21 protein-coding genes and 1 pseudogene are annotated in these 24407 nt (G+C 67.2%); 10 read left to right on the top strand and 12 right to left on the bottom strand.

What is annotated here, in order from left to right; translation table 11 throughout:
* The first annotated feature begins 171 nt into the window (after window positions 1–171).
* Window positions 172–1077 (top strand): aspartyl/asparaginyl beta-hydroxylase domain-containing protein, encoded by a 906-nt coding sequence (locus EZ304_RS09735; protein ID WP_185959249.1) that lies wholly within the window; start codon window positions 172–174, stop codon window positions 1075–1077.
* Window positions 1078–1194: 117 nt separating this feature from the next.
* Here the strand turns inward: EZ304_RS09735 and speE are convergent, their stop codons facing one another.
* Entirely contained in the window at window positions 1195–2046 is an 852-nt protein-coding gene (gene speE, locus EZ304_RS09730; protein WP_099554892.1) for a polyamine aminopropyltransferase, read from the bottom strand.
* 190 nt (window positions 2047–2236) lie between these two features.
* Between speE and speA the strand changes: the two genes are divergently transcribed.
* Window positions 2237–4126, top strand: a complete 1890-nt coding sequence (gene speA, locus EZ304_RS09725) for an arginine decarboxylase (RefSeq protein WP_142806902.1) — start codon at window positions 2237–2239, stop codon at window positions 4124–4126.
* A 37-nt stretch (window positions 4127–4163) separates the two neighbouring features.
* Entirely contained in the window at window positions 4164–4484 is a 321-nt protein-coding gene (locus tag EZ304_RS09720; RefSeq protein WP_049417052.1) for a DUF6122 family protein, read from the top strand.
* Window positions 4485–4850: 366 nt separating this feature from the next.
* Here EZ304_RS09720 and EZ304_RS09715 read toward each other — a convergent pair whose 3' ends face one another.
* Genes EZ304_RS09715 through EZ304_RS09705 form a run of 3 tightly spaced genes read right to left on the bottom strand, consistent with a single transcriptional unit; the run spans window position 4851 to window position 7116 of the window.
* A complete protein-coding gene (locus tag EZ304_RS09715; protein ID WP_142806901.1) occupies window positions 4851–6170 on the bottom strand; it encodes a sensor histidine kinase in 1320 nt (439 codons plus the stop codon).
* A complete protein-coding gene (locus EZ304_RS09710) occupies window positions 6167–6826 on the bottom strand; it encodes a response regulator transcription factor (RefSeq protein WP_099554888.1) in 660 nt (219 codons plus the stop codon). Before EZ304_RS09710 ends, EZ304_RS09715 begins: the two co-directional genes overlap by 4 nt.
* Window positions 6826–7116 (bottom strand): PepSY domain-containing protein, encoded by a 291-nt coding sequence (locus tag EZ304_RS09705; protein ID WP_099554886.1) that lies wholly within the window; start codon window positions 7114–7116, stop codon window positions 6826–6828. The genes EZ304_RS09710 and EZ304_RS09705 overlap by 1 nt, the downstream gene beginning before the upstream one ends.
* Before the next feature lie 150 nt (window positions 7117–7266).
* On the opposite strand from EZ304_RS09705, the gene EZ304_RS09700 reads away from it, so the two are divergent.
* Entirely contained in the window at window positions 7267–7701 is a 435-nt protein-coding gene (locus EZ304_RS09700) for a PepSY domain-containing protein (RefSeq protein WP_043034271.1), read from the top strand.
* 151 nt (window positions 7702–7852) lie between these two features.
* On the opposite strand, the gene EZ304_RS09695 is transcribed toward EZ304_RS09700, so the two are convergent.
* From EZ304_RS09695 to EZ304_RS09685, 3 genes are all read right to left on the bottom strand, one after another.
* Window positions 7853–8335, bottom strand: a complete 483-nt coding sequence (locus tag EZ304_RS09695; protein WP_099554884.1) for a hypothetical protein — start codon at window positions 8333–8335, stop codon at window positions 7853–7855.
* Window positions 8336–8461: 126 nt separating this feature from the next.
* Window positions 8462–9670: an NAD(P)/FAD-dependent oxidoreductase gene (locus EZ304_RS09690; protein ID WP_142806900.1), complete on the bottom strand. Its 1209-nt coding sequence runs from the start codon at window positions 9668–9670 to the stop codon at window positions 8462–8464.
* 13 nt (window positions 9671–9683) lie between these two features.
* On the bottom strand, window positions 9684–10178 hold the full coding sequence (locus EZ304_RS09685; protein WP_099554880.1) for a lipocalin family protein: 495 nt from the start codon (window positions 10176–10178) through the stop codon (window positions 9684–9686).
* A 183-nt stretch (window positions 10179–10361) separates the two neighbouring features.
* Between EZ304_RS09685 and EZ304_RS09680 the strand changes: the two genes are divergently transcribed.
* Window positions 10362–10610 (top strand): hypothetical protein, encoded by a 249-nt coding sequence (locus tag EZ304_RS09680; protein ID WP_006399378.1) that lies wholly within the window; start codon window positions 10362–10364, stop codon window positions 10608–10610.
* An 81-nt stretch (window positions 10611–10691) separates the two neighbouring features.
* Window positions 10692–13121, top strand: a complete 2430-nt coding sequence (locus tag EZ304_RS09675) for a DUF3772 domain-containing protein (protein ID WP_142806899.1) — start codon at window positions 10692–10694, stop codon at window positions 13119–13121.
* A 560-nt stretch (window positions 13122–13681) separates the two neighbouring features.
* Here the strand turns inward: EZ304_RS09675 and EZ304_RS09670 are convergent.
* Together EZ304_RS09670 and EZ304_RS09665 are read right to left on the bottom strand one after the other, a co-directional pair.
* Window positions 13682–15787, bottom strand: a complete 2106-nt coding sequence (locus EZ304_RS09670) for a phosphoglycerol transferase I (RefSeq protein WP_142806898.1) — start codon at window positions 15785–15787, stop codon at window positions 13682–13684.
* Window positions 15788–16031: 244 nt separating this feature from the next.
* Window positions 16032–17678, bottom strand: a pseudogene (locus EZ304_RS09665) (ABC1 kinase family protein); the annotation flags it as partial.
* Window positions 17679–17884: 206 nt separating this feature from the next.
* Between EZ304_RS09665 and EZ304_RS09660 the strand changes: the two are divergent.
* Window positions 17885–18811 carry a DUF808 domain-containing protein gene (locus tag EZ304_RS09660; RefSeq protein ID WP_099554040.1) on the top strand — a complete coding sequence of 309 codons (927 nt, stop codon included), beginning with the start codon at window positions 17885–17887 and terminating at the stop codon, window positions 18809–18811.
* A gap of 107 nt (window positions 18812–18918) precedes the next feature.
* Here the strand turns inward: EZ304_RS09660 and EZ304_RS09655 are convergent, their stop codons facing one another.
* Window positions 18919–20457, bottom strand: a complete 1539-nt coding sequence (locus EZ304_RS09655; protein WP_099554042.1) for a GGDEF domain-containing protein — start codon at window positions 20455–20457, stop codon at window positions 18919–18921.
* A gap of 105 nt (window positions 20458–20562) precedes the next feature.
* Here EZ304_RS09655 and EZ304_RS09650 point away from each other — a divergent pair, with 105 nt between their 5' ends.
* The 3 genes from EZ304_RS09650 to EZ304_RS09640 all read left to right on the top strand — a co-directional run bounded on the left by EZ304_RS09650 (window position 20563) and on the right by EZ304_RS09640 (window position 22533).
* Window positions 20563–21198 (top strand): NAD-dependent dehydratase, encoded by a 636-nt coding sequence (locus tag EZ304_RS09650; protein WP_142806897.1) that lies wholly within the window; start codon window positions 20563–20565, stop codon window positions 21196–21198.
* A complete protein-coding gene (locus EZ304_RS09645; protein WP_142806896.1) occupies window positions 21198–21905 on the top strand; it encodes a helix-turn-helix transcriptional regulator in 708 nt (235 codons plus the stop codon). The genes EZ304_RS09650 and EZ304_RS09645 overlap by 1 nt, the downstream gene beginning before the upstream one ends.
* 241 nt (window positions 21906–22146) lie before the next feature.
* Complete coding sequence (locus tag EZ304_RS09640; RefSeq protein ID WP_142806895.1) at window positions 22147–22533, top strand: VOC family protein; 387 nt, start codon at window positions 22147–22149, stop codon at window positions 22531–22533.
* A gap of 125 nt (window positions 22534–22658) precedes the next feature.
* Here the strand turns inward: EZ304_RS09640 and EZ304_RS09635 are convergent, their stop codons facing one another.
* Complete coding sequence (locus tag EZ304_RS09635) at window positions 22659–24056, bottom strand: dihydrolipoamide acetyltransferase family protein (protein WP_012481459.1); 1398 nt, start codon at window positions 24054–24056, stop codon at window positions 22659–22661.
* The gene (locus EZ304_RS09630; RefSeq protein WP_005411349.1) at window positions 24053–24406 is read right to left on the bottom strand and encodes an SH3 domain-containing protein; all 354 of its coding nucleotides are present in this window, start codon (window positions 24404–24406) and stop codon (window positions 24053–24055) included. The genes EZ304_RS09635 and EZ304_RS09630 overlap by 4 nt, the downstream gene beginning before the upstream one ends.
* Window position 24407 lies beyond the last annotated feature (1 nt).

Below are 24407 nucleotides of genomic sequence, written 5' to 3'. Positions count from 1 at the left end.
GGCTTGACCCCGGCGCACGGCCTGCCGACCATAAGCTGTTAACCCGCGACATCGGCGGCCGCCCCCCTCTGGCACGTCCCCGTCCCCTGCCGCGGTCCCCACCGGTGCTGGCCGCCTGGCCGTGCATCGCCCCGTTTCCCGTTCCGGCTGCGGCTGGAGGAAAGTGTTTTGATCATCAAAATCGTACTTGCAGCGCTGTTCGTCGCCTGCGTGCTGTACATCCACTTCCGTGGCAAGGTCCGCGCGCGCTGGTCGCGCCAGCTGCTGGACCATTCCAGTTTCATGGCCCCGATCAACGTGGTCATGTACATGTTCTCGAAGGTGCCGACCACGCCGTTCCTGGACCCGGCCAAGGAGTTCCCGCAGCTGGAGCCGCTGCGCCAGAACTGGCAGATGATCCGCGACGAGGCGCTGGCGCTGCGCGATGCGCAGGCGATCGCGGCCTCCAGCACGTTCAATGATGCCGGCTTCAATTCGTTCTTCCGCCGTGGCTGGAAGCGCTTCTACCTGAAGTGGTATGGCCCTTCGCACCCGTCGGCCAAGGCGATGTGCCCGAAGACCACCGCGCTGCTGGAGTCGCTGCCGGACGTGCGTGCGGCGATGTTCGCGCAGCTGCCGTCGGGCAGCGAACTGCGCCCGCACCGCGACCCGTTCGCCGGTTCGCTGCGCCTGCATCTGGGCCTGGCCACGCCGAACAACGACGGCTGCTACATCGAAGTGGATGGCATCAAGAAGAGCTGGCGCGATGGCGAGTGGATGATGTTCGATGAGACCTACATCCACCACGCGCACAACGAGACGCCCGATGACCGCGTGATCCTGTTCTGCGACATCGCCCGCCCGCTGCGCTTCGGCCTGCCGAGCCTGTTCAATCGTGCGGTGGCAGCCACGCTGCTGGCCGGTGGTGCGTCGCCAAACCTGCCGGGTGACCCGACCGGTGGCGTCAACAAGGCGTTCGGCAGCGTCTACAAGGTGCGCCTGAAGGCCAAGGCGCTGCGCGAGCGCAGCGTGGTCGCGTATCAGGTCATCAAGTGGGGCCTGGTGGTGGCGGTGATTGCCGGTATCTGGGCGCTTTGATCGTTACATGAGGTTGCCGGCCAGCGGCCGGCACTACCGGAGCATGAAAAAACCCGCGCTGTTGCCAGCGCGGGTTTTTCTTTTGCATGGGTGGGTGCCAACCCTGGTTGGCACGCCTTACTTCAGTGCAGCCTGCACGAACGGCGGGGTCACCAGCACGCCGGTGTGCAGCGCGGCGGTGTAGTACAGGGTGTTGAAGGTCTTGGCGGCCGAGTCGGCCTGGCGGAAGTCGAAGCTGCTGTCGCCCTTGCGCGCCATGGTCACGCTCCACCAGCCGGTGGGGTAGCACGGCTGCGGGAACGGCAGGGTCTTGAACGAACCGAAGCCGGCCTTGCCCATCTCAGCGCGCATTTCGTTGATCAGGTCCAGCTGCATCAGCGGCGACTCGGACTGCTGCACCAGGATGCCGTCGTCCTTCAGGGCCTTGAAGCAGCTCTCGTAGAAGGCCTTGTTGAACAGGCCTTCACCCGGGCCGACCGGGTCGGTCGAATCGACGATCACCACGTCCACGCTGCCGGCCGGGCAGTTGGCCATGTAGGCCACGCCGTCGTCGAACAGCAGCTCGGCGCGGGCGTCATCGTTGGAATCGCACAGTTCCGGGAAGTGCTTGCGCGCCATCACCGTGACCTGCTCGTCGATATCGCACTGGGTCACGCTCTCCACGCCGCTGTGCTTGAGCACCTCGCGCAGGGTGCCGCAGTCGCCGCCACCGATGATCACCACGCGCTTGGGCGCGGCGTGGGTGAACAGCACCGGGTGGCTGATCATCTCGTGGTAGAAGAAGTTGTCCTTGCTGGTCAGCATGATGGCCCCGTCGATGGTCATCAGGTTGCCCCAGTCGGTGGTCTGGAAGATCTCGATCTTCTGGAACGGCGACTGCACCTCGTCCAGCTTGCCGGTGATGCGGTAGCCGATGGCCGAGCCGGTGCGCTCGAAGTGTTCGATGTACCAGTTGTTGCTGTCAGTCATTGAAAACAGTCCTGTTCGGAGGGGTGAAGCCGGGCTGGCGGGCGGGGCCGCGTGGCACAGATGCCACATCCGGACGGATCGGCCCGTTCAGGTTGAAACCTGTCACGGGCGCGGGCGCGCATGATAACGAACCTGTGGGCATATAGGCGTTATCATGCCCCCCCTTTTATTGCCAACAAGGCCGACTGAAATGACCGATTGGTCCCTCGACCAAGCCCGCAAGACCTACTCGATCCCGCATTGGGCGGACGGTTACTTCGACGTGGATCAGGCCGGGCACATGGTGGTGAGACCGACCGGGGCGGACGGCCCGGTGGTGTCGCTGCCCAAGGTGGTCGATGCTGCGCGCGCGGCGGGTGCCAAGCTGCCGCTGCTGGTGCGCTTCCCGGACATCCTCGGCCAGCGCCTGGGCAAGCTGCAGACGGCCTTCGGCCAGGCCCAGCAGGACTGGGAGTACAGCGGCGGCTACACCGCCGTGTACCCGATCAAGGTCAACCAGACCCGCGGCGTGGCCGGCACCCTGGCCAGCCACCACGGCGAAGGCTTCGGCCTGGAAGCGGGCAGCAAGCCCGAGCTGATGGCCGTGCTGGCGCTGTCGCGCCCGGGTGGCCTGATCGTCTGCAACGGCTACAAGGACCGCGAGTACATCCGCCTGGCCCTGATCGGCCGCAAGCTGGGCCTGCAGACCTTCATCGTCATCGAGAAGCCGTCCGAGCTGAAGCTGGTGCTGGAAGAGTCCAAGGCGCTGGACGTGAAGCCGGGCCTGGGCGTGCGCATGCGCCTGGCCTCGCTGGGCGCCGGCAAGTGGCAGAACAGCGGTGGCGACAAGGCCAAGTTCGGCCTGTCGCCGCGCCAGCTGCTGGACCTGTGGAAGTCGCTGCGTGACACCGAGTACGCCGACTGCCTGAACCTGCTGCACTTCCACATGGGTTCGCAGATCTCCAACGTGCGCGACATCGCCAACGGCATGCGCGAAGCCACCCGCTACTTCGTGGAGCTGTCGCGCCTGGGCGCGAAGATCACCCACGTCGATGTGGGCGGTGGCCTGGGCGTGGACTATGAAGGCACCCGTTCGCGCAGCTTCTGCTCGATCAACTACGGCCTGCATTCCTACGCCAGCAACATCGTGCAGCCGCTGGCCAATGCCTGCGAAGAGTTCGGCCTGACCCCGCCGCGCATCGTTACTGAGTGCGGCCGCGCGATGACCGCGCACCACGCGGTGCTGATCGCCAATGTCTCGGAAGTGGAAGAGGCGCAGGAAGGCCGCGTGCCGGACCAGCACGACGACGAGCCGGCGGCGATCCGCCACCTGCGCGAAATCCACGACGAACTGGACGTGCGCCCGGCGGTGGAACTGTTCCAGGAAGCGCAGCATTTCCACGCCGAAGGCCTGGCCAGCTACGCGCTGGGCCAGATCGACCTGCCGCAGCGTGCGCGCATCGACGACCTGTTCTACGCCATCGCCCACGGCGTGCGTGCGCGCCTGAGCTACGACGAGAAGAGCCACCGCCCGGTGCTGGACGAACTGAACGAGCGCCTGGTCGACAAGTACTTCGTCAACTTCAGCGTGTTCGAATCGATCCCGGATGTGTGGGCGATCGACCAGGTGTTCCCGATCGTGCCGATCGAGCGCCTGGACGAAACCCCGGACCGCCGCGGCATCATCGCCGACATGACCTGCGACTCGGACGGCATGGTGGAAACCTATGTCGAGAACGAGAGCCTGGACAGCTCGCTGCCGCTGCACAAGATGAAGCCGGGCGAGAGTTACCGCATCGGCTTCTTCATGGTCGGCGCCTACCAGGAAATCCTGGGCGACATCCATAACCTGTTCGGCGATACCGACGCGGTGGAAGTGCTGGCCGATGCCGATGGCTATGCCATCACCCAGCAGCGCCGCGGCGACACCACCGACGTGATGCTGGACTACGTGGGCTACCGCCTGGATGAGCTGCGTGCGACCTATGCGCAGCGCGTGGCCGAGGCCCAGCTGTCGCCGGAACGTGCGCAGGAGCTGTCGGAGGCGCTGGAAGCCGGCCTGACCGGCTACACCTACCTGTCCGACGAACCGCTGGTCTGATGGACGGCGCCGGGCCTGCCCGGCGCCACCGTTGCCCATGAGCGCACGCGCGATCTTCCACCTGTTCCTGCATGCTGCCGTGCCAGCGCTGCTGGCATGGCTGTTCTGGCGCAAGCGCTTTGCCTCGGCCTGGTTGTTGATGCTGCTGGGTTGGATCATCGATCTGGATCACCTGCTGGCCGATCCGATCTACGCGCCCAACCGCTGCAGCATCGGTTTCCACCCGCTGCACACCGCACCGGCGATTGCGGTCTATGCCGGGCTGTGCGTGCCGAAGAAAACGCGGCTGGTGGGCATCGGTTTGATCATCCACATCGTGCTGGACGCGATTGACTGCTGGTGGATGCATCACCGTTGATGCTTGGTGCGTGTCGACCAAGGTCGACACCTGCCGGGTGCACGATGGCGGACGGAACTGACGGACTGCTCTGGTGGATGCCGACCTTGGTCGGCGCTGTTGATGCGTGTCGACCAAGGTCGACACCTACCGGGTGCACGATGGCCGACGGAACTGACGGACTGCTTTGGTAGATGCCGACCTTGGTCGGCGCTGTTGATGCGTGTCGACCAAGGTCGACACCTACCGGGTGCACGATGGCCGACGGAACTGACGGACTGCTTTGGTAGATGCCGACCTTGGTCGGCGCTGTTGATGTGTGTCGACCAAGGTCGACACCTACCGAGGGTGGGTGAACCGGTAGCGCCCGGCGAGCGCAGCGGTGCGTCACCCCACCGGCAACCACAACGTTGCACGCAGGCCCGGCTGCGCATTCTCCAGCGCCACGCGCCCGCCATAACTGGCGGCGATGTCCCCTACGATCGCCAGGCCCAACCCGCTGCTGCCTTCGCGCTCATCCAGCCGCACGCCGCGCTGTGTGACCTGTGACAGTGACTCCGCGGCCAGGCCCGGCCCGTCATCACGCACTTCGATGCGCAACTGCCCGTCGCGGGCTTCCGCTTCGACAGTCACCTGCTGTTGCGCCCAGCGCCCGGCGTTGTCCAACAGGTTGCCCAGCATCTCTTCCAGATCCGCACTGGCACCGGCGAACTGCAGCGCCGGATCGATGCCTGCCGCCGTGAACGTGATGCCACGTTCACCATGCACGCGCGCCATCAGCCGGCACATCGCCTGTGCGACGGCCGCCACGTCGGTGCGCTGGCGATGGTCTGCGGCCAACCCTGCGGCCAGGTAGCGGTCGACACTGGCCTGCATGCGCGCACTCTGCTCGCGCACGGTGGCACGCCAGTGCGCGCCGTCGCCGTCAGCCTCGGTGGCCAATACGCTCAGTGGGGTCTTCAGCGCATGCGCCAGATCCTGTGCACTGGTGCGCGCGCGCGCGACCATGCGTTGCTGGTGGTCCAGCAGTGCGTTGAGTTCTTCACCCAAAGGTGCGACCTCCGCGCCCAGACCGCGCGTCTCGATGCGCTGCGCATCACCGCGCCGCACCCGTTCCAGCTGTGCACCGAGGCGATGCAACGGGCGCAGGCCGAAGTGCACCTGGCTGGCCAGCGCCGCCAGCCACGCTGCGACCAGCACACCCAAAGCGATGGCGGTGCGCTGCCGGAACGCGGCCACATCGGCATCCAGCGCGCTGCGGTCGGTGGCGACCACGGCCACGAACGGTTCACTGGCCCGCGGCAGGCGCACCTGCTGCACACGTGCGCGCAGCGATTGCTGCAACGGGCCGGTCAGGTTGCGCGTAGCCGGGCCAGTGGCCGTGGCGGGAAGCGTTTCATCCCACAGCGAGCGCGACTGCAGCAGTACGCGGCCATCGGCACCGGCAATCTGCCAGTAGGCACCAGAGAACACGCGCTGGAAGCGCGCATCGTTCGGTTCCTGGCGCAGCTGCAGCTGGTTGTCGGGGGTGACTTCCATCTGCGCAACCAGTGTCAGCATGTCCTGCTGCAGTTCGTGGTCCAGCCGATCACGCGCGCTGCGCTTGAACAGTTCGCCCAGCAGTGCACTGGCCAGCAACGAGACCAGCAGCAGGCCGACGCCACCGGCCAGCAGCAGGCGCCGCCGCAGCGAGGGTTGCCGGCTCACGGCGCGGCCAGCCGCCAGCCCTGGCCGCGCACGGTCTGGATCAGCTCGGTACCGAGCTTGCGACGCACCCGCCCCAGCAGCACATCCAGCGCGTTGGAGTCGGGATCCAAACCGCCTTCGAACACCTGTTCGCCGAGTCGATCACGGCCGATCACCTGGCCGCTGTGGTGGATGAAGTAGCTGAGCAGGCGGAACTCCTGCGGGCTGAGCGCCAGCGGCTGTCCGTCCAGTTCGAAGCGACCGGCGTTGACGTCCAGCTGCAGCGGCCCGCAGTGCAGGCGCGGGCTGGCGTGGCCATGGCTGCGGCGGATCAGTGCGCGCAGCCGCAGCACCAGTTCGTCGGCCTGGAACGGTTTGGTCAGGTAATCGTCGGCGCCGGCGTCGAAGCCGGCCAGCTTGTCGTGCCAGCGCCCGCGCGCGGTCAGCACCAGAACCGGGAAGGTGCGGCCGTTGCCGCGCCAGCGTTCGATCACGCTCAGTCCGTCCAGGCCGGGCAGGCCCAGGTCGACGATGGCGGCCTGCAGATCCTCGATCTGGCCGATCTCCTCGGCCTCGCGCCCGTCGGCGACCACGTGCACCACGTAGCCGGCCTGTTCCAGCAGGGGCACCAGGCGCTGCGCCAGTGCGGCGTCGTCTTCGGCCAACAGGATGCGCATCAGTCGTCCAGCTCCGTCTTCAGCAGCTTTCCGCTGCGCGCATCATAGTCCAGCTCGGCCACCACACCGTCGTCGCGCAGGATCTCCACTTCGTAGACGCCGTCGTCCAGCTCCACTTCCAGCAGCTGCCCCGGGTAACGCTTGAGTGCATCGCGCACCACGCTTTCCAGCGGCACGTAACGGCCCTGCTGCACAGCGCGACGCGCGACCTGCTGCGCCGGATCCTGCACGGGCGCAGCGGCGGTCGGGGCGTTGGCCAGGGCCAGCAGCAGGGGCAGGGTGGCGAGCATCGCGGGCGTGTGAGGGAAGGGAACCAGGCGTGAGTGTGCAGGGGCCGACTAACAGCGGGCTAACAGGGTCGGCTAAGGGGCTGTTAACCACCCCGTGCATCGTGGCGTTGCCGGGATGGTCCGGCCATGAACACGAACAGGAGAAACCCAATGTTGAAGTCGCTTGCCCTCGCAACCGTCGCTGCCCTGGCCATCGTGCCGGCCGCTCAGGCCGCACCGCTGGGCATGGCCCAGGTTGAACAGACCCTGCGCAAGGCCGGTTACACCCAGATCCACGAGATCGAGCGTGATGACAGCCTGTGGGAAGCGGACGTGAGCCGCGCCGATGGCCGCTTCAGCGAGGTCTACGTGGACCCGAAGACCGGCGAGATCTTCGACGAGCACAACGGCCGCGCGCTGCTGACCACCGAGCAGGTGCTGGCACGGGCACAGGCACATGGCCTGCGCGAGATCCATTCGCTGGAACGTGATGGTGCGACCTGGTCGCTGGAAGCGCGCAATGCCCGCAACCAGAAGGTGGAGGTGCGCCTGAGCGGTTACGACGGCCGCATCCTGCACAGCGAGCGCGATGGCTGGCTGGACTGATTCGCGTGCCGGTAGGCGCCGACCTTGGTCGGCACACGGGGAGGAAGCGTGTCGACCAAGGTCGACACCCACCGGCACATGCGAGGTCGACACCTGCAGGACACGCACTGGTAGTGGCCGACCTTGGTCGGCCCAGGCCCGGCGCGGGGCGCTACCAGCCGTACGGCGGCGGGTAGTCCCAGTAGCCCGGGCCACGGCCGTAGTAGCCGCCATACGGGCCGAAGAAGCCCGGGCCCTTGCCTTCGCTCACGTGGATGTTGACGTTGACCCCGTGGGTCTTGCCCTCATCGGTGGTGTAGTTCTTGCTCAGATTCAGCGTGGCGGCGTTGTAGTGGCTGTTGCCGCCGTTCTTGGAATAGCCGATGCCGGTGGTGAAGCTGCCGGACACCTTGACCTTGTCGTCGGTCACGTCAGCGACCTTCGCGTCGTCGTGCACGCGCGGACCGCTCTTGTCACCGTAGTACGTGCCCGGCGGATCCTGTTTCAGGCTCGCATCGTTGAGGTAGCGCATCGGCGCCTGCGGCAGCGTCAGGTCCAGGCCGGCGGCCTGCGGCGCGGTGGCGCCGGCGGCAGACTGGGCCAGTACGGTTCCCGGCAGGGCCAGGCACAGCAGCAGGGTCAGGGGGCGGATCATGACGGCGCTCCAGCGGACAGGTGGCCACGCAACACGCGGCGGTACAGGCCGACGCTAGCAGGGGCTGCTTGAATGATGCCTGTCGGCACCCGCTAGCGGTAGAGCCAGGCCATGCCTGGCTGCACGCTACAACCGCCCGAACCCGAACAGTCCTTCCAGCGCATGCCTGCGCTGCTCGATCCGGGCCCGCAGCAGCTGGGCGCCGATCATCGAATAGGTGATGCCGTTGCCGCCGTAGGCCATGGCGAAATGCACCCGTGGGCCCCACTGAGCGTGCGGGCCGAAGAACGGCAGGCCGTCGGCGGTCTCGGCGAAGGTGCCGCCCCAGGAGAACGCCGCGACCGGGTCCAGCCGTGGGAACCAGTGCTGCAGCTGCTTCATCAGCTTGTCGGCCTTGCGCTGCACGCGCCGGTCGCGGCGGGCCGGGATGTCGATGGCGTCGTCCAGCCCACCCACCAGCAGGCGCCGGTCGCCGGTGGCACGCAGGTACAGGTACGGGCGTGCGCTCTCCCAGACCATTGTATTGCGCAGCCGGCCCAGTACGTCCGCATCAATGGGGTCGGTAATGAAGGCATAGCTGCTGCGGTTGCGGGCGACGCGCTGATCGAGCCAGCGCTGGTTGGCATAGCCCATGGCCAGCACGACATGGCGGGCGCGGATCGTTGCGCCGGCTTCGGTGCGCGCGGTCACCCCGCGCGCGCTGGCGTCGAGGCTGTGCAGCACCGTGCGGTCATGCACGTGGCCGCCGCGCTGGCGCACGCGCCGCAGCAGTGCATGGGTCAGCCGGTACGGATCGACCCGGGCTGCCTGCCGGGTCAGCAGGGCGCCGCCGGCGTCCACGTCGAAGCGCGCCTGCAGTGCCCCAGGGCCCAGCCAGCGGGCATCCAGGCCGATGCTGCGCCGCGCCTCTCCCTCGGCCATCAGGCGCGGCACGTCGCGATGGCGGCTGGCCAGATAGAGGCTGTCCATGCGCTGGAAATCCACGTCCTTCAGGCCGCGCGCCACATTGCCCAGCGCCGGAATGGCCTCGGCACAGGCGAGGTAGGCCGCTGCGGCGGCGTCGTGGCCGTAGCGCTGGGCCAGTTCCAGCAGATGGGTATCGATCTCGTACTGCAGCAGCGCGGTGCTGGCAGCCGTGCTCCCCCAGCCGATGTCGCGCTGCTCGATCACCGCGACATCGTGCCCATGCCGGGACAGCTCGTCGGCGATCAGCGCGCCGGTGATGCCGCCGCCGACCACCAGCACGGCGCAGCGCAGGTCCTTCTCCAGCGGCGGGAACGCCTGGATCAGTCCGTTGCGCACCGCCCACCACGGGTAGCCACTCTTCAGGTCCATGGGCGCATGCGGCTCAGGCTGTGGGGCGACCGGTATGCGGGGTGTGGATCAGTTCGGACAGATCGAAGCCCTGCAGGCGCGCGGTCGCCAGATAATGGTCCTGCACGGTGGCGTCCAGACGCGGCTCGCGGGCCAGCAGCCACAGGTACTTGCGGTCCGGGCTGCCGACCAGCGCCACGCTGTAGTCCGGGGCGACCTGGATCACCCAGTAGTCGCCCTTGGCGAACGGCAGCCAGCGCAGGCCCTTGGGCAGGAAGCTGACCTCCAGGCGCGCGCTGTCGTTGTCCACGGCGCAGGCCTCGCCGGTGGCTTCCTCGATCTCGCCGTCCATGCGGCAGCGGTTGGTGACGCCGACGTTGCCGTTGTCGAGCAGGGTGTAGTGCGCCGAGACGTCGGTGCAGCCTTCCGGTTCGTGGCGCATCGGCAGGCGCGCGATCTCGTACCAGGTGCCCAGGTAGCGGGGCAGCTTGAGGTCGGCGACGGTCTTCAGCGGCGGGTGGTCGGTCATCGGCGGTCGTGGCAGGGGGGGAGTCTCCACGATGCCGATGGCCTTGCCATGGGCGGGTGAAGCCGGGGCGATGGCCGTGTCCAGAACGTTCCGTCGCCGCTGCGGCGTGCCCGTTGTCACCGGTGCAGCGGTATGCTGCCGCCAGCGCCGTGTTTTCCTGATCCAACCGAAGTGGAGGTGCCGATGTACCAGGTGATCCTGTTGAAGAGTGAATCCGCGTTCGCACGCGAGCAGTGGCCGCAGGTTGACGACCTGGTCGACTACGAGGGTGTGGCCTACAGCCTGCGTGCCGGCCCGCGCCAGCCGCTGCCGACCGACCACGACTGGCACCCGGTGGCGGTGTATGCGCCCGATGAGATCACCGAGGAAGAGTTCCAGGACTGGTACGCCCTGCAGCAGCCGACCGTGGAAGAGCTGCGCCTGAAGTACTGATACTGCTGCGGGTCCCCCATCCGCCCTTTACCGGCTCTGCCGTATAGTCGCGCGCAGGCGCGGTGGTCCGCGCGAAACGGTGTGGCTGGCGTGTCTTCTTTCCTGCGATCGATCCGTGCACGGGGGCCCTGGCTGGCCCTGCTGCTGTGCACTGCCTTCCTGCTGTCCGCACCGGTGCTGGCACAGGATGAGGACCCCACGCCGAAGCAGCAGCTGGCGGATATCGATGCGAAGCTGAAGGAAGTCGACCGCAAGCGTGGCGATGCCGCGGCCATCGAAACATTGGCCATGCTGTCCGAGGATGCTTCGAAGGCACGGCGTGATGCAGAGGCGCTGGAGAAGGCGCTGCAGCCGCAGCTGGACCGCCTCGACGAACAGCTGGCGCAGCTGGGCACGCCTGCCGAGGGCGCCACAGAGCCGCCGGAACTGGCGGCGCAACGGCGCACCCTCAACAAGCAGCGCGACGGACTGGCCGCATCGGTGGCCCAGGCCAGGACCAGTGCCGTGCGTGCCCAGCAGCTGGCGACCGACATCGACCAGCAGCGCACCGCACAACGCACGGAAGAACTGGGGCAGAAGGTCGCCTCGCCGCTGTCGCCTGCGTTGTGGAGCAAGGTGGCCGAGCGCCTGCCGATCGATATCGCGCGCGTTGCGCCGCTGGCCGAGCAGGGGCGTGACACGCTGATCAACGGTATCCGCACCAATGGCTGGGGCACGCCCTTGCTGGGCCTGCTGGCCGCGCTGGCGATGATGTTCCCGCTGCGGCTGTGGCTGCGCCGCCTGGGGCGGCAGTTCGCCGCGTCCGACCAAGCGCCCGATGGTCGCCTGCGCCGGTCTGGACTGGCCATGTGGCTGCTGCTGGTGGGGACGCTGCTGCCCGGTTATGCGGTAGTGGTGCTGATGGCAGCATTGGATGCCGTTGATGCGATCGCGCCGCGCCTGCAGGTGGTGGCCGACGGTCTGGAAACCGCAACCTTCCGCGCTGCCTTCATCGCTGCGCTCAGCGCCTGCCTGCTGGTGCCCAAGCGCCCGTCATGGCGATTGTTGAACCTGGACGACACCGCCGCGCTCAAGTTGCGCAAGTACGCCTGGGGCGCGGCGGCACTGGCCTGGCTGAGCACGGTGCTTGTGGCGATCGATCAGGCCACGCGCACCAGCGATGTGACCACCGTGGCGCTGGATGGCCTGATTGCACTGACCTACCTCGGCCTGATCATGGCCATGCTGGTGACGCTGGCGCGCCTGCATCGGAGGCAGACCGCCGAGGCCGAGGCCAAGCTGGAAGCACAGGCCGATGGCCTTGGCGTGAGTACGCCAGTGCGCCGCAGCAGCTGGCTGGTACTGGCCCGGGTAGCGGGCAATATCGCCGTGGTGGCCGCCATCATTGCCACGTTGCTGGGCTACCTGAATTTCGCCAAGTTCGTGAACCAGCAGCTGATCGGCGGCAGCATCGTAGTGCTGGCCGCGACCCTGCTGTTCAAGTTCGTCGATGACCTGAGCACCTGGATGCTCAACGCCGACAGCAAGGTCGGCCAGACCATCCTGCTCAGCACCGGCCTGAGCGTTTCGCGGCTGGAGCAGGCCGGCGTGCTGCTGTCGGCAGCGCTGCGTACGGTGGTCGTGCTGCTTGCACTGCTGGCGCTGGTGGCGCCGTTCGGCAACATCGGCGCGGTGGTGGAGCGCTTTTCTTCGCTGTTCACCTCTGGATTCGATATTGGCGGAACCAAGTTGGAGCCGGTGCGCATCGTGCTGGCGGTGCTGGTGCTGCTGGCTGGCCTGGCCGTTACCCAGCTGGTACAGCGCTGGCTGACCGACACCTATCTGCCCAAGACCGAGCTGGACCTGGGAGCACGCAATTCGGTGAGCACCGTTGCTCGCTACGTGGGCATCATCATCGCGGTGATCTGGGCGTTGAGCGCGATGGGCCTGCAGCTGAGCAAGCTGGCATTGCTGGTCAGCGCGCTGTCGGTGGGTATTGGTTTCGGCCTGCAGGTGATCACCCAGAACTTCGTCTCCGGCCTGATCCTGCTGGCCGAGCGCCCGGTGAAGATCGGCGACTGGGTGAAGCTGGGCGACCAGGAGGGTGACATCCGCCGCATCAGCCTGCGTTCGACCGAGATCCAGGTGGGCGACAAGTCGACGTTGATCGTGCCCAACTCCGAGCTGGTCACCAAGACTGTGCGCAACATGACGATGGGCAACAACCAGGGCCGCATCCAGATCCAGTTCGCGGTGCCACCCAGCACCGATGTCAGCAACCTGCGCCAGGCGCTGCTGGATGCGTACACCGCGCACACCAACGTACTGGAGCAGCCGGCACCGACGGTCTACATCGACAGCATCGCCGGTGGCCAGATCACCATCAACAGCTTTGCGTACGTGGCCAGTCCGCGGCAGGTCTACGCCACCCGCAGCGATCTGTACTTCAGCCTGCTGCAGATCCTGGCCGAGCGGAACATTCCGCTGTCGACCCCGACCGATATCCACATCACCCGCGATCCGCAGGAGTAGGGGGTGTTCTGCAGGGCTGCGCCCTGCACCCGCGGTAGTGCCGGCCGCTGGCCGGCAACTTCAACAGCAACAGCAAAAGCTGGTTTCCTGAGGGATGGCGGGGTGGGTCCGGTTGCGGGGGACGCCGTGAATCCGTCCATGGAGGCTTGGCAGCCGCATCCATGCGGCTGACACCCCCGCAACCGGACCCACCCCACCTTCGACAGTTTTCCGCGATCTGTCGGAATGGCATGGCGTGCTCTTGGTGGGTGTCGACCTTGGTCGGCACGTAGATCCACGCCATGCGTGGATGTTCTTCGATCAATTGTCGAAATATTCGATTTCGATCGAGTTTCATCCGCGCGTGGCGTGGGTCTACCAGACGCTAGGAACCTGTCAGAGGTGGGGCGGTGTCGGAGTGCGGGGTGTCAGCCGCATGGATGCGGCTGCCAAGCCTCCAGGGACGGATTTACGGCGTCCCCGCACTCCGGCACCGCCCCGCCCAACCACGGAATGCACGCTGTTGCCGTTGCTGTTGCTCCGGCTTGTGGCGGGTGCAGGGCGCAGCCCTGCAAAGAACCCTATCCCCGCGGTCGGCTGCGGGATGGCACCAGTGCGAACGTATCCACCGCCAGCTTCTCGGCGTGGTTCAGCCACGCGCGGATCTCCAGGTCATCCACTTCGTGGTCAAGCCCGAACGACACGTTGATCTTGCCGTCGGCATCGGGTTGCACCCACTGCTGGGCCAGCACCACCTTGCGCTGCGAGGACACCGCCTCGATCCAGAAACCGCGATCCGGGCGCGTGCTCGCCACCAGCTGCAGCATGTACTGGCCGGCGCGGGTACGGCGACCCTTCTGGGTGATCATGTGCGCCTGGCGCACGCTCGGGCGCGGGCCCTGGAATGCGTCCAGCGGTGCATCCACCGCGATGCCGCCACGCAGGTCGTTGTCGCGGTAGAGCTTGATGCCGTTGTCGCGGTTGACCAGCAGGGCACACCAGTCACCGTCGGCCGAGCCGTCCTCGAATGCGGTGCAACGGTCGACGTAGGCCAGGGTGTTGTCCGGGTTGGCATCATCGAACTGGCGCGAGGTGTTTTCCAGGTACACCGACTTCAAGCCCCAATCCTTGTCGTACTCCAGCAGCACCGGTGGCTGCACGTGCTGCAGGCCCACCACCACCTGGTCATCGCCATCGATCTTCAGCTCGCGGGTCGGTTCACCCAGCCACAGCGAACGCGCGAAAGCCAGGTACTGCGGGTAATCGCGGCCGCCATCGCGCTGGGTGGCCACGCTGGCGCTGGGCGCACGCTGGGTATCGATCAGCGAACGGCCAAAGCCCATCGTCTTCAGGTTCGGGTCCAGCAGGCTGAGCAGGGTCGCGCCCGAATCCAGAGTGGTGCCGGCGTCGGCGCTGAGCTGCTGGGGGGCAATGCCATCGCCCAGGAACAGCAGCAGGTTCTCGCGCTTCTGCCGGGTCAGGATGTGGGTCAGATCGTTGGGCATCGCCAGGTGGTCGGAGGCGATCACGATCAGCGTGTCCTTGCCGTACGGGCTGGCCTGGATGCGCTGCACCAGCTGCGAGATCAGCCGGTCGCTGCACTTGAGCGCGTTGAGCATGTTGATGTTGCCGTACTGGCTCTGGTAGCGCTCGCCCTTGCACGATACCGGCAGGTGGCCAGCCGGATGATGGGTGTCCATGGTCAGCGTGGTCAGCATGAACGGCGAACCGGCACGCGAGAGCTGCTCGAAGCGCTGGTAGGCGGTATCCAGCAGCACGTCGTCGTGCACGCCCCAGGCCGAGTAGTGGATGCGGCCGATCTTCTTCTGCTGCTTGAACCAGGCCAGGTCATGCACTTCGTCGAAGCCGTGGCTGGCCAGGAACTGGCCCTTGCCGGCGAACTGGCCGTTCGCACCGCCAAGATAATGGTTGGTGTAGCCCTGCTGCTTCAGGTAATCGCCCAGGCACACCGCCTTGGGCAGGAAGCTGCCCATGCGGTCCATGCTGTTCTCATCGCCCTGCGAGGTGGTCAGCGGCACGCCGCACATCGACGACACCAGCCCGGCGATGGTCCAGCCGCTGCCCTCGGCCGAGGCCAGCCCGCGCACGTCCAGCGACTTCGCGGCCAGGCGGTTGAGATGGGGCATCAGGCCCGGGAACACGTTCTCGTCCAGGTAGGTGCGCTCCAGGCTCTCGCCGTAGATCCAGACGATGTTGCGCGGACGCTGCAGGGGCTGCGTCGGTACCTGGTACTCGGGGGCGATGCGGGCGAAGTCGACCGGACGCAGCTGCTGGTAGAGGCGTTGGCCGTCGCGGGCCAGTGGGCTGATCATGATCGTGGCCACCCACACGGCCGCGAACCCGGCGAACAACGCGCCACCGTGGCCGGGCCGGCGCCAGCGCTTCACCCGCGTGGCGAACAGCGGCAGCAGCGAGACCAGCGCCAGCACGATGAAGCCGGCAATGTAGCCCTTGAAGTCGGAGACACCGGCGCCTTCCATGTCAGCGCCGAGGTGGTACAGCGTGGCGGCGTTGAGCCCATCACCGGACAGTTTGTCGATCAGCCACCACGCACTGAGCGCGAGCAGCAGCAGCGAGAACGCACCGGCCTTCCACCACACCCACTTGTCGGACGCGAGGAACAACCAGCACAGCAGCAACAACGACAGCAGCAGTATCCAGAGCATAGGCAGCTTCGGCAGTGACGGGGTGGTGGTGATGGACGTCGTACCGACGCGTGTCCATCCGACCGACGCTGCCGCAAGCACACTCACATGACAGGCCGATGACCCGATAGTGCATGCACGAACCTGACTGAAATGTTTGTTGAAATGACGCGCGCGCAATCGCGCTCAGAAGGTAAAACGAGCGTGAAAGGGTTCGTTGGATTGCATTAAAAACCGCATGAATACGGGTGTTTTCGCTGACGCGCTAGCGATGCCCGCGTTCTTCGCGTGCCCGCGCGCGACGGTCGAACAGCAATGCACTGGTCACGATGCCAAGGCCGAGCACCACACCGATGAACAACAGAATCAGCGCAATGAGCGGGTAGCCGAATAGATGCCAACCGGTGTCGATCTTCATCATCATTGCCGCCGCCATGATCAATGCCGCACTGATGATGCCGGCCGCTACGCGGTTGGCGATCTTCTGCAGGTTTTCCATCAACCGCGATTCTTCCAGCCCGGTCACCTTCATCTGCAGGCGGTTCTCGGCCAGCAATGCCATGATGTCCGACAGCTTGCGTGGCCCATCGCGCAGCAGCTGCTGCAGCTCCATCGCCTCGCTGGCGAGGTTGGCCGCAGACAGGGATTTTTTCAGGCGCGCACGCATCACGTGCTGCAGCTGCCGTTCGACGATGCGGCGGGTATCCAGGTCCGGTGCCAGCAAGCGGCATACGGTTTCCAGGTTGAGCAGCGCCTTGCCGAGCAGGCTGAGCTCCGGCGGTGTACGCAGGCCGCAGGCGGTGGCGATGCGCACCATGTCCAGCACCACGCGGCCTTCGGAGAAACTGCCACTGGCCGCATAGCGTGCGATCAGCTGGCCGGTCTCGCGCAGGTAGCGCTCTTCGTCGAACGCCTCCAACCGCGTGCTGATGCTGATCAGGTCGTCGGCCACTTCCTCGCCGCGACCATCGACGGCGGCGAACAGGATCTTCAACAGCCGCTCGCGCAGGCGTGGTGGCATATGCGCGACCATGCCCAGGTCGAAGATCGCCAGGCGCCCATCCGGCATCACCCGCAGGTTGCCGGGATGCGGGTCGGCGTGGATCTCGCCATGCACGAAGATCTGGTCCAGGTAGCCGCGGATCAGCGCCGCCGCCAGCGGGTCCATCGATTGTTCGGTGCGGCGCACATCGGGAATCGCGTCCACGCGCACGCCGGTGGCCAGCTCCATGGTCAGTACGCGCTGGCTGCTGTAGTCCCACAGCGGCTGGGGAATCCACAGGCGGCGGAACGGCTTCAGGTGTCGGCCGAAACGGGCCAGGTTCTCAGCCTCGGCGTGATAGTCCAGCTCCTGCATCAGGGTCTTGGCGAACTCGTTGAGCCAGTCGCGCAGGCGCACGCGGCGGCCGACCTGGGTCAGGTGATCGGCGGCCAGCGCGAAGCTGCGCAGCGCCTCCAGGTCCGAGCGCAGTTGTGCAGCCACTTCAGGCTTCTGCACCTTCACCGCCACCTGGCGGCCATCGTGCAGCACCGCGCGATGCACCTGCGCGATCGACGCACAGCCCAGCGGCTCGGGATCGAACGCGGCGAACAGCTTGTTCACCGGTGCGCCCAGTTCCTGCTCGACGATGGCATGGATGCGCTCGACCGGAATCTCGGCCACCTTCTCCTGCATGCGCTCCAGTGCGGTGGCGAACTCCACCGGCACCATGTCCGGGCGGGTGGACAGCATCTGGCCCAGCTTGACGAAGGTCGGCCCCAGCGCTTCCAGATCGCTGACGAACTGCTCCGGGTTGCCGTCGGCCGGCACGTCGGCCTGGTTGCTGGCGGCGTCCAGGTTCATGCCCGAGAACACGCCCGAATGGCGGTAGCGCATCAGCAGGCGCAGGATCTGGCTGCGCCGGTTCATGCCTTTGACCAGCGGGGGATTGCCATTGGCGGTGGGCGGATTGCTCAAGCGGAACTCCCATGCGGCAAAGACGGTCGTGCCGGCCGCTGGCCGGCAATGTCCGGATTCCGCAGTGTCGCCGGGGGGCGGTAGGCACGCGGTGAATCCGACCGCTTCCGCAGCCGCCCCGGTATCGGTCAGAATCCGCTCATTCCCTCTCTGGACTTCCCATGGCCGGTGCCAGCCTGTTCGCCCTGCTCGACGATATCGCCACCCTCCTCGACGATGTCTCGGTCCTGACCAAGGTCGCGGCGAAGAAGACCGCCGGCGTGCTGGGCGACGACCTGGCGCTGAACGCGCAGCAGGTCACCGGGGTCAACGCCAACCGCGAACTGCCGGTGGTGTGGGCGGTGGCCAAGGGCTCGCTGGTCAACAAGGTGATCCTGGTGCCGGCGGCACTGGCGATCAGCGCGCTGGAGGCCTGGCTGCACAGTCGCGGCTGGAACGTGCCGCTGATCGTGCCGCTGATGATGATCGGTGGTGCCTTCCTCTGTTTCGAAGGCGTGGAGAAGCTGGCGCACCGCTTCCTGCACTCAGCCGAGGACGACGCCGAGCATCAGGCCGAACGGCGCAAGGCACTGTCCGATACCCAGGTGGACATGGTGGCGTGGGAGAAGGACAAGGTAAAAGGCGCGATCCGCACCGACTTCATCCTCTCCGCCGAGATCATCGTATTGACCCTGGGCGTGGTCGCTACCGCATCGTTCACCAACCAGGTGGTCACCCTGGCCGTGGTTGCACTGGCGATGACGGTCTTCGTCTATGGGCTGGTGGCGGGCATCGTCAAGCTCGACGACGTCGGCCTGTACCTGTCGCGCAAGGGCGGTGCCATCGCTGCCTTCGGCCGTGGCCTGGTGGCCTCGGCGCCGTGGCTGATGAAGTTCCTGTCGGTGGCCGGCACCATCGCCATGTTCCTGGTCGGCGGCGGCATCCTGGTGCACAACGTGCCGGCGCTGCACCACGCGGTGCAGGCGCTGGGCGGCGAAGGGCAGTGGGGCTGGCTGATCAGTGCTGCGGCCAACATGGTGGTCGGCATCATCGCCGGCGCCATCGTGCTGGCGGCGGTGACCGGGTTCCAGAAGCTGCGCGGGAAGTAATCACCGGCGGGTCGCAAGGTAGAGGCCGACCTTGGTCGGCGCTTTGTTTCCCGCGTGTGCCAACCAAGGTTGGCACCTACCAAAGCGGTTTGCGGCGGGCCGGACGGTCAGCCCGCCTGCACCCGGTTCTTGCCCTGCCGCTTGGCCGCATACAGCGCGTCATCGGCGCGGCGCAGCAGGGTTTCGGTATCGTCGCCCGGCTGCCATTGCGCCAACCCGGCACTGAAATGCACTGGCACGCGCCGGTCCTGCACGGTCAGCACGCGGTGCGCCAGCGAGCGCTGCAGGCGCTGCACGGTGGCCATGCTGTCGGCACCCTGGGTTTCCGGCAGCACCAGCACGAACTCGTCGCCGCCCAGCCGTGCGATGCCGTCGGTGGCGCGCAGCAGCAGCTTGCACACGGCCACCAGGTGCTGCAGCAATGCATCGCCACCGGCGTGGCCGTGCGCCTCGTTGGTCAGGTGGAAATCATCCAGGTCGATCACCGCCACGCCCAGCGGTGAGTTGTTGCGCGCGGCACGCGCCAGTTCACGCTGCAGCAGTTCGTCCAGGCCGCGGCGGTTCAGCGCCTGGGTCAGTGGATCGATGCGTGCCAGGTCACCAGCGGCACGCAGTTCCTGCTCCAGCTCGGCAATGCGCTGCTCTGCACGTTCCACTTCCTGCCGCGCATTGGCCAGGTGATCGCGGGCCTGCGCGGCCTGCTGCTGCACCTTGCCGGTGTCGCGCATCACGTCCTGCAGCAGCTGGTTGAGGTCGGCGATGCTGCGTGCCTCGCGCAGCTGCAACGCGTAGCTGCCGATGCGGTCGTGGTATTCGCCGGTGCTGGTGGCCATGCCATCCATGCGCTCGATGAACTCGCCCATCAACCCGCGCATCGCCGCCTTCGAATCGTCGATGCCCTGGCGCAGCAGGCCCTGCTTGTAGATCACTTCGCGCAGTTCAGCGCGGGTACGCTCGACCGCTTCAGCTTCCAGCGGCCCGTCCAGCAGCTGGCGTACCGCAGCGATCTGGCCCTGCAGCCAGCTGCGGTCGTCCAGCAGTTCGCTCACGTTTTCCAACAACAGCGCGAACAGCTCCAGCAGCAGCGCCTGCTGCTCCTGCCAGCTCTCGGCGCGCACGCCGACCTGGTGGCCGAGTTCGCGCACGCCCTGTTCGATCGGCTCCAGTGCGGTCCCCGGCTGCCACTGGCGCAGGCGCGTGGCCAGGGCCTGCGCTTGTTCGCGCAGATCCGGGTCGTGCTGCAGCAGGGCCACCACGGCGCCACCCAGCAGCAGCCGCAGCTGCTCGGACAGGCGCAGGCTTTCCGGCTGCCCGTCCGGCGAATGCTGCTCGATGGTGCGGATGTACTTGTCGATCAGCTGCCGCATCGCGCGCCCATAGCGCGGCCAATCGGCGCTGGCCTGGGCCGACTGCAGGCGGTCGCCCATGTCGCCCAGTTCGCCGGGCAGGGTGGCCATGCCGTTGGCGAACGCCGCCAGCAGTGGTTCCGGTGCATCGGCCCCCGCGAACAGCTGCTGCAGGGCCACGCCACCGCCACCCTGCAGTACCACGCGGTCGCCCAGCCCATCGTCCACCACCGCGCGCACGCGTGCCGGCGGCCCAAGGGCGGTACCGGGGGCAGGGCGGTGGTCGGGCTGGTCCGTCATGGAGCAAATCCTGGGGCTGGCAGGGACTGGTTCCAGCATATCGGCGCGGCTGCCGACGGCTTGAACGGCTAGGATGGGCGACAGGATGCCGCAGTGGAGGTGGTGATGCGCGTGATGTTGCTGGGGGCGACCGGCCTGGTCGGTGGGCTGACCCTGCCCAGGCTGCTGGACGACCCGCGCTGCAGTGGCGTGGTTGCCCCGACCCGCCGCCCGCTGGCGTTGACCCACGGGAAGCTGGAGAACCCGGTGCTGGCCTTCGACTCGCTGCCGGCCGCACCGGGCTGGGCGCGCGTGGACGCGGTCATCTGCGCGCTGGGCAGCACCATTGCCCAGGCCGGCAGCCGCGAGGCTTTCCATCGCATCGACCATGATTACCCGCTGGCGTTCGCCCGGCTGGCACAGGCACAGGGTGCACAGACCTATGTGCTGAATTCCGCCGCCGGTGCCAACCCGCAGTCGTCGATCTTCTACAGCCGGGTGAAGGGTGAGCTGGAGCGCGATCTGCGCGCGCTGCCCTTCGCATCGTTGACCCTGGTTCGCCCAGGGTTGATCGGTGGCGAGCGCAACGAGGTGCGCCGTGGCGAGCGTTTCGCACTGACGGTGTTGGGTGCATTGGGGCCGGTGTTGCCACGGGCGTGGCGGATCAACCCGGCCAGCGAGATCGCCAAGGCACTGGTCGAGGCTGCGCTGGCCCCGCAACCGGGGCAGCATGTAGTGGCGTCGAGCGCGCTGGTCGGCTGATGTCGCGTGCGCTGCGCCTGACCCAGTTGCTGCAGCTGCTGCGACGTCATCGACGGCCGGTGGCCGGGCAGGCGCTGGCCGGAGCGCTGGGCATCAGCCTGCGCACGCTGTACCGCGATATCGAAACCCTGCGCGAGCAGGGCGCTGACCTGCGTGGCGAGGCCGGCGTCGGCTACCTGCTGGCGCCGAGCGATACGCTGCCACCGATGACCCTGCCGCCCGCCGAGATCGATGCACTGGTGCTGGGCCTGCGCTGGGTTGCAGCGCGCACTGAGCCGGCGCTGGCCGAGGCCGCACGCGACGCCCTGGCGCGCATCGCGCATGTGTTGCCTGCTGCCCGCCGTGAGGCGCTGCGTGACAGTGGCCTGCGCGTGGGCCCTTCGCGCGCCGCGGCGAAGGTTCCCGCCGCGCGTCTGCAGGCCGTGCGTGAGGCGGTGGGTTCGCAGCAGCGCCTGACGTTCGGCTACCAGGACGCGCACGGCCAGCGCAGCGAGCGCACCGTCTGGCCGTTCGCGCTGGGCTATTTTGATGAAGTGCCGATGCTGGCGGCGTGGTGTGAGAGCCGCGAGGATTTCCGCCATTTCCGGCTGGATCGCATCCGCCAGGTACGCGCGCTGGAGGATCATTACCTTGTGCCGCGCGCCACCCTGCTGCGACGCTGGCAGAAGGCGCAGGGCATCGCCCCGGACTGGCTGGACCGTTCGTAGCGTCGAGCTTGCTCGACTGCTTCCGCACTTCGCTTCCTGCTGCTGGGGAGGGCGGCCTTCGCTCTTTGCTCCTGGTAGGGGTCGAGCTTGCTCGACTGCCCTTGATCTTCGCGAACAGCAGTCGAGCAAGCTCGACATCTACCAGAGCAACGGCAGCAACCGTCGAGCACGCTCGACGCTACTGACAGAATCTGTCAGCAGGGCCGTACCACCATGAGCGCTCCCAACAACGGAGCTTTCCATGTTCAAGCCCAGCACCCTGCTGCAGTACGTGCGCGACGTCGCCGCCAGCGCGACTTTCTACAGCGGCATCCTCGGCAAGCCGCCGGTCGAGCAGTCGCCCGGCTTTGCCCTGTTCCTGCTCGGCGATGGCGCCGCACTGGGCCTATGGCAGCGCGATGACGTGCAGCCGCCGGTGTCCGCGCACGCCGGCGCCGCGGAACTGGCGATGGTGGTCGCCAACCCGGAGGCTGTGCAGCAGATGCACGATGCGTGGCGCGCACTCGGCGTGCAGATCCTGCAGGCGCCGGTGACGCTGGAGTTCGGCCACACCTTCGTCGGCGCCGATCCGGATGGTCATCGCCTGCGTGTCTACAGCCGTGCCGAGGGCATGGTGGCGCGCGATTGATCGCCCGCATTGTGTAGACCCACGCCATGCGTGGATGCAGGCACAAAAAAACGCCGGGCAATGCCCGGCGTTTTTTCCAAGTCATGTGCCAACCAACGGTTGGCACCCACCGGTCAGGTGGTCGATCAGCTGGCCAGTGCCAGGTCGTCCATCATCGCGCGCAGGAAGCGGGCGGCTTCGCCGCCGGTCGCCGCGCGGTGGTCGAAGGTGACCGACAGCGGGATCACCTTGTGTGCTTCCACGCCGCCCATCACCGGGGTCATCTGGTGGCGGGCACGGCCGGCACCGACGATGGCCACGCACGGCGGCACCACGACCGGGGTCGCGTAGCGGCCGGCGAACATGCCGAAGTTGGACAGCGAGATGGTGTAGCCGCTCAGTTCCGAGGCGGCGATCGAACGCGATTCCACCTGCTCGCGCAGGCGGTTGACGCCTTCGCGGATGCCACGTGCATCGAGCATGTCGGCATTGCGCAGGGCCGGCACGAACAGGCCGTCGTCGGTGTCCACGGCGATGCCGATGTCCACCTGCGCATGCAGGGTACGGGTCAGCGCTTCACCGTCGAACCAGGCGTTCATCGCCGGCACCTTCTGTGCGGCGACCACGATCGAACGCACCAGGCGGGCGGTGACGTCGTTGCCCGGCAGCCAGGCATGGATGTCGGCGTCGTCGTTCAGCGTGGTCGGCACGACCTTGCTGTGCGCATCGGCCATCACGCGGGCCATGTTGCGGCGCACGCCCTTGAGCGGTTCCGGCTGGCCCTTGGCGACCACGCCCGGCGGCTGGGTGCGCATCGGCTTGCCGGCGGCAGACAGCGGGGTGCGGGCTTCGCTCTGCACCGGGGCAGACACCTGCGCCGGGGCCGGCGCGGCATACGCGGCGGCAGCGACCGGTGCCGGAGCAGCGCCGAGCTTGGCGGTGCCGTTGGCGGCGGCCTGCTTGACGTCGGCCATGGTCACCGCGCCATCGGTGCCGGTAGCGGCCACGCGGCTCAGGTCCACGCCCAGCTTGCGCGCCATCGCACGCACGGCCGGCACGGCCTTGACGCCACCGACGGCCAGCGCTTGTTCGGCATGCACGGCATTGGAGCTCTGCATGGCGCCGACCACGGTACCGGCGTCATCACGCTCGGCCGCGGCGGGCTTGGCTTCTTCTGCGGCCACCGGTGCGGCAGCAGCCGGCAGCGGCGGCGGGGTCGGTGCGGCGGCCGGTGCGGCCGGTGCTGCGTGGCCATGGCTGTGGCCGGTGTCCTGGCCATCGGCACGCTGCGGCAGGTTCGGGTCCAGTTCGAAGCTGGCCAGCACCGATCCGGTCGGGATGATGTCGCCGGCGCCGCCGGACAGCTTCAGCACCTTGCCGGAGAACGGCGAGGGCACTTCCACCACGGCCTTGGCGGTCTCCATCGAGACCAGCGGCTCGTCCAGCTTGATCACATCGCCTTCCTTGACGAACCACTCGACGATGGTCGCGTCCGGCAGGCCTTCGCCCAGGTCGGGCAGGTTGAAGTTCTTGGTCTGGCTCATTTGCAGTTCTCTTCCAGCAGTTCCAGTTCGCGGGCCGGCAGCCAACCCGTCGCGCCATTGGCGCGCTCGGACCACCACCACCCGCCGTGTTCGTGATGAAGCTTCACCATCTCGCCGCTTTCCACATCCAGCTCGCGGGCGTCGTAGTCGCACAGGGCTTCGGCGCGACCCTCGTCCAGCAGCTGCAACCAGGCGATGGGCGCCCATCCAGCGCGCCCATCGTTGGTGCGTACCCAGGCAAACGCCGGCCATTCCTCGTCACGGACACCTACTTCGACGATCTGGCCGGTGTGGAACCGGAGCGGGTTGGGATACTGGCTGCGGTAAGCCCCCAGAAGGCGGGCCCGCATG

Origin of the sequence: Stenotrophomonas maltophilia, from assembly GCF_006974125.1 — a bacterium.
In the GTDB taxonomy this organism is placed as follows: Bacteria; Pseudomonadota; Gammaproteobacteria; order Xanthomonadales; family Xanthomonadaceae; genus Stenotrophomonas; species Stenotrophomonas maltophilia_O.
This window is presented reverse-complemented; position numbering and strand designations above follow the sequence as displayed.

Coding starts and splice junctions, on each gene's coding strand:
- EZ304_RS09710 (WP_099554888.1), bottom strand. CDS start 6,826: ATGCGCATCCTGTTGGCCGAAGACGACGCCGCACTGGCGCAGCGCCTG.
- EZ304_RS09635 (WP_012481459.1), bottom strand. CDS start 24,056: ATGAGCCAGACCAAGAACTTCAACCTGCCCGACCTGGGCGAAGGCCTG.
- EZ304_RS09650 (WP_142806897.1), top strand. CDS start 20,563: ATGCGCGTGATGTTGCTGGGGGCGACCGGCCTGGTCGGTGGGCTGACC.
- EZ304_RS09685 (WP_099554880.1), bottom strand. CDS start 10,178: ATGACCGACCACCCGCCGCTGAAGACCGTCGCCGACCTCAAGCTGCCC.
- EZ304_RS09705 (WP_099554886.1), bottom strand. CDS start 7,116: ATGCTCGCCACCCTGCCCCTGCTGCTGGCCCTGGCCAACGCCCCGACC.
- EZ304_RS09670 (WP_142806898.1), bottom strand. CDS start 15,787: ATGCTCTGGATACTGCTGCTGTCGTTGTTGCTGCTGTGCTGGTTGTTC.
- EZ304_RS09690 (WP_142806900.1), bottom strand. CDS start 9,670: ATGGACCTGAAGAGTGGCTACCCGTGGTGGGCGGTGCGCAACGGACTG.
- EZ304_RS09695 (WP_099554884.1), bottom strand. CDS start 8,335: ATGATCCGCCCCCTGACCCTGCTGCTGTGCCTGGCCCTGCCGGGAACC.
- EZ304_RS09660 (WP_099554040.1), top strand. CDS start 17,885: ATGGCCGGTGCCAGCCTGTTCGCCCTGCTCGACGATATCGCCACCCTC.
- EZ304_RS09720 (WP_049417052.1), top strand. CDS start 4,164: ATGAGCGCACGCGCGATCTTCCACCTGTTCCTGCATGCTGCCGTGCCA.
- EZ304_RS09630 (WP_005411349.1), bottom strand. CDS start 24,406: ATGCGGGCCCGCCTTCTGGGGGCTTACCGCAGCCAGTATCCCAACCCG.
- EZ304_RS09655 (WP_099554042.1), bottom strand. CDS start 20,457: ATGACGGACCAGCCCGACCACCGCCCTGCCCCCGGTACCGCCCTTGGG.
- speE (WP_099554892.1), bottom strand. CDS start 2,046: ATGACTGACAGCAACAACTGGTACATCGAACACTTCGAGCGCACCGGC.
- EZ304_RS09640 (WP_142806895.1), top strand. CDS start 22,147: ATGTTCAAGCCCAGCACCCTGCTGCAGTACGTGCGCGACGTCGCCGCC.
- EZ304_RS09700 (WP_043034271.1), top strand. CDS start 7,267: ATGTTGAAGTCGCTTGCCCTCGCAACCGTCGCTGCCCTGGCCATCGTG.
- EZ304_RS09645 (WP_142806896.1), top strand. CDS start 21,198: ATGTCGCGTGCGCTGCGCCTGACCCAGTTGCTGCAGCTGCTGCGACGT.
- EZ304_RS09680 (WP_006399378.1), top strand. CDS start 10,362: ATGTACCAGGTGATCCTGTTGAAGAGTGAATCCGCGTTCGCACGCGAG.
- speA (WP_142806902.1), top strand. CDS start 2,237: ATGACCGATTGGTCCCTCGACCAAGCCCGCAAGACCTACTCGATCCCG.